This is a genomic window from Helicobacter pylori (assembly GCF_009689985.1).
GTDB lineage: Bacteria > Campylobacterota > Campylobacteria > Campylobacterales > Helicobacteraceae > Helicobacter > Helicobacter pylori_CG.
In genome coordinates, this window is sequence record NZ_QBAW01000018.1 from 1 (window position 1) to 4,581 (window position 4,581).

Consider the following 4,581-nt stretch of genomic DNA (forward strand, 5'->3'; position numbering starts at 1 on the left):
CTCAAGTCAGCTCTTTCTGCTTCTGTGAAAGCTATTGTTCTTTTTAAGTTAGAGTTACTCGCTCTCAATTTAGCGAATTTTTCAGCCGTCCCATAATGATTAATTCAGGTTCAGTGCCATTCTTTAACTCTGACTTTTTAACATTTTAAAACCACTAGACATTGACTACCCTTTCAAATTTATTTATTATAGTTGTTATCTTACACTAATTATATAGGGATAAAAACCCAAGAAACTAAAAAATACCGACACTATATAAAAACAAGCTTCTTAAACAAAGTAAAACATACCAATGCGTGTTATCAAATCATTAAAAACAATAAAAAAACTTAAACAAAATAAGCAAACAAAAACCTTTGAATAAAACATTAACCACCAAACAAACCAAACAAACCAAAAACAAGCAATCAATAATGAAATTAAATAAAAAGCAAGACTAAAAAAACATTTCCCTATCCCTGCACCGACCTACATTCCCACTCTTGAAAAGAGCAGTATCATCAGCGATGAAGAGCTTGACTTCCAGGTTCGGAATGGTTAACTGGGTAGTTCCTCTTCTCTAAAGGCACAAGGAAAAGGGAGCTAAAGATAAAATCGCATTTACCCTTAACTCCCCTTTCTCTTTATAGGAAGCTGTTTTTAACAAAGAAGATAGTTAATAGCCTTTCATTTTAAAAAGAATGGATAGTATCTCATTCCTCATTAAAGTTTAACCCTATAAAAGTCTTCATAAAACTCCAACTCTCTTACACTCAGTAAGGCAGTGGTAACTTATCCATGCTTATTGCCGTTATCTTATCAAAAAGCAAAAAACAAGCCAAACGCTCTATTAGTAGTAGTCAGCTAAACGCATTACTGCGCTCACACATCTACCCTATCAAGCACATAGTCTTTGTGCGAGCTTCAGGGAAAGTTTATCTTGGAGTTGGCTTCCTGCTTAGATGCTTTCAGCAGTTATCACATCCGTGTGTAGCTACCCAGCGATGCTCTTGGCAGAACAACTGGTGCACCAGTGACACGTCCATCCCGGTCCTCTCGTACTAGGGACAGCTCTCCTCAACTTTCCTACGCCCACGGCAGATAGGGACCGAACTGTCTCACGACGTTCTGAACCCAGCTCGCGTACCGCTTTAAATGGCGAACAGCCATACCCTTGGGACCTGCTCCAGCCCCAGGATGCGATGAGCCGACATCGAGGTGCCAAACCTCCCCGTCGATGTGAGCTCTTGGGGGAGATCAGCCTGTTATCCCCGGGGTACCTTTTATCCTTTGAGCGATGGCCCTTCCACACAGAACCACCGGATCACTATGACCGACTTTCGTCTCTGCTTGACTTGTATGTCTTACAGTCAGGCTGGCTTGTGCCATTACACTCAACTTGCGATTTCCAACCGCAATGAGCCAACCTTTGCAAGCCTCCGTTACTTTTTAGGAGGCGACCGCCCCAGTCAAACTACCCACCAAGCATTGTCCTGCCTGTGGATAACACAGGCCAGTTAGCTAACAGAAACATCAAGGGTGGTATCTCAAGGATGGCTCCATAAGAGCCAAAGCCCTTACTTCAAAGCCTCCCACCTATCCTGCGCATGATATTCCCGTTAGCAGTGCTAAGTTGTAGTAAAGGTCCACGGGGTCTCTCCGTCTTGCCGCGGGTAGGAGGAATTTTCACCTCCACTACAATTTCACTGAATCTCTGGTTGAGACAGCTCCCATCTCGTTACGCCATTCATGCAGGTCGGTATTTAACCGACAAGGAATTTCGCTACCTTAGGACCGTTATAGTTACGGCCGCCGTTTACTCGGGCTTCAATTCAACGCTTCATCTTGCGACTGACGCATCCTCTTAACCTTCGAGCACCGGGCAGGCGTCACACCTTATACTTCCTCTTACGAGTTGGCAAAGTGCTGTGTTTTTGGTAAACAGTCGGGAGGGACTCTTTGCTGAGACCACATCGCTGTGGCACACCTTATCGCGAACTTACGGTGCTAGTTTGCAGAGTTCCTTAACCAGAGTTCTTTCACGCGCCTTAGAATACTCATCCCATCTACCTGTGTCGGTTTGCGGTACGGACGACTATGGATATGCTTAGAGGCTTTTCTTGGCACGACGGTATCAGCGATTCTCCCTTTGTCCTGAAAGGACTCAAAGAGCCTGTTTGGGTTTCAAATACAGAGGTGGATTTGCCTTCCCTCCAATCTACGCCCTTAGACTAGCACTTCCATCAGCTAGCTCGCTTAACCCTATGCGTCCCCCCATCACGCTCCATAGTCGGTATTGGAATATTAACCAATTTGCCATCACCTACCCCTTTCGGACTCGGCTTAGGACCCGACTAACCCTACGATGACGACCATCGCGTAGGAAACCTTAGATTTACGGCGGATACAATTCTCATATATCTTATCGTTACTCATTCCTGCATGCTCACTTCATACCGCTCCAGCACTCCTTACCGGTATACCTTCAACGCTGGTATGAACGCTCTTCTACCACTGTGTTTAACACAATCTACAAATTCGGTGTCTATCTTAGCCCCGTTATATTTTCAGCGCATGACCACTAGACCAGTGAGCTGTTACGCTTTCTTTAAAGGATGGCTGCTTCTAAGCCAACCTCCTGGTTGTTTGAGTAGCCACACATCTTTTTCCACTCAGAATAGAACTTAGGGACCTTATTTGGTAGTCTGGGTTGTTCCCCTTTTGACGATTGATTTTATCACCCACCGCCTGACTCCCAAGATACGATAAAAGGTATTTGAAGTTTGATAGGGTTTGGTACCGCGGCGAGCAGCCCTAGCCCAATCAGGGCTCTACCCCCTTTTATTATCACTTGAGGCTATACCTAAATATATTTCGAAGAGAACCAGCTATCACTAAGTTTGTTTGGCCTTTCACCCCTATCCACAGCTCATCCCAACCCGTTTCAATGGGTACGAGTTCAGTCCTCCACGCGCTATTACACGCGTTTCAACTTGGCCATGGATAGATCACTTAGCTTCGGGTCTGCAGCATCTGACTTAAATCGCCCTATTAAGACTCGCTTTCGCTACGGCTTCGCATTCGCTTAACCTTGCCAGATACCACAACTCGCAGGATCATTATGCAAAAGGCAGTCCATCACCCTGATAAATCATAGGGCTCTGAATGATTGTAAGCAGATGGTTTCAGGTTCTATTTCACTCCGCTCACTGCGGTTCTTTTCACCTTTCCCTCACGGTACTTGTTCGCTATCGCTCAAAGAGTAGTATTTAGGGTTGGAGAGTGGTCTCCCCGGCTTCAACCTGGATTTCTCGTGTCCTGGCCTACTCTGGATCCTGCTACCTAAGAACGCCTTGTCGCATACAAGGCTATCACTTTCTATGGCTTACCTTTCCAGGTAACTCTGCTAAAGCGTTCTCTTGGATGTTGCAGTCCTCAACCCCGAATGCAAGCACTCGGTTTGCCCTTTTCCCCGTTCGCTCGCCACTACTTAGGGAATCTCGTTGATTTCTTTTCCTCTAGTTACTGAGATGTTTCACTTCACTAGGTTCGCTCTCTAAATTAGAGTAACTAATATCTCTATTAGTTGGGTTGCCCCATTCGGACATCTACGCATCAAAGCTCCTTGACAGCTCCGCATAGCTTATCGCAGTCTAGTACGTCCTTCATCGCCTCTCTTTGGCAAGGCATCCGCCATCTGCTCTTAAAAGCTTGTTTTAAATTTTAAAATATCCTTTAAAACCCGCCCTTTTATAATGAATAACGACAATTGCACGAATATTCTTCAGCGCTACCACTGCCTTAATGAATATAAGACAGAGTTATTGTAGTTTTACTTTACTTTTACATAGGCTATTAACAATGTTAAATCAAATAACTTCGTTTTTCTTTAAAAACTTGCTATAATCGCTCTTAATGTTAAACCCTTTAAAGAAGACTAAAAATGCTTGATCCCTAATCTTTTTTAATTGCCAAGTTTTATCAGCTAATGAGCTTTTTATTGTTGAAAGCTTTTAGCTTTTATGACTTGTTTGAGTTGTTTAAAATTAAAGAACTTTTTAAAGCTTGTCTTTAAAAACGAAATGTAATTATAGACATGCAATGCTTAAAGTTTGCTTAAAGTTTTGAGAGTTTGAAATCAATGGATAAAAGTTATTGGAAATGATGGGGGAGTGATTGGAATTAGGGGGTAGCAAAATAAAGCTTTAAGATAAAAACACATTACTATAAAATAAGATAAAAACACATCATTGTTAAAAAATTAAACGCATCATTAAAATAAGATAAAAACGCATCATTATAATAAGATAAAGACACATCATTAAATTAAACACATCGTTAAATAAAAACAAACGCATCACCATTTAAAATAAGATAAAAACGCACCATTAAAAAATAAATACGCATCATTAACCATTGATTAAATACCACTAGATACAATATATCAAGTCATCTTTTTTTCAAAAAAGGGGTAGAAATGGCAATCATTCTATCATCCAATCATCCAATCATTCTATCATTCTATCATTCTATCATTCTATCATTCTATCATTCTATCATTCTATCATTCTATCATTCTATCATCCAATCATTCTATCATTC

The 4,581-nt window shown here is 41.8% G+C and carries 2 rRNA genes; both read right to left on the bottom strand.

Going from position 1 to position 4,581, the window contains the following annotated elements:
* Window positions 1–455: 455 nt before the first annotated feature.
* Window positions 456–573: ribosomal RNA gene (rrf, locus tag DBU79_RS07650) — 5S ribosomal RNA — on the bottom strand.
* A gap of 235 nt (window positions 574–808) precedes the next feature.
* Window positions 809–3,696 (bottom strand): 23S ribosomal RNA (locus DBU79_RS07655).
* Window positions 3,697–4,581: the final 885 nt, after the last annotated feature.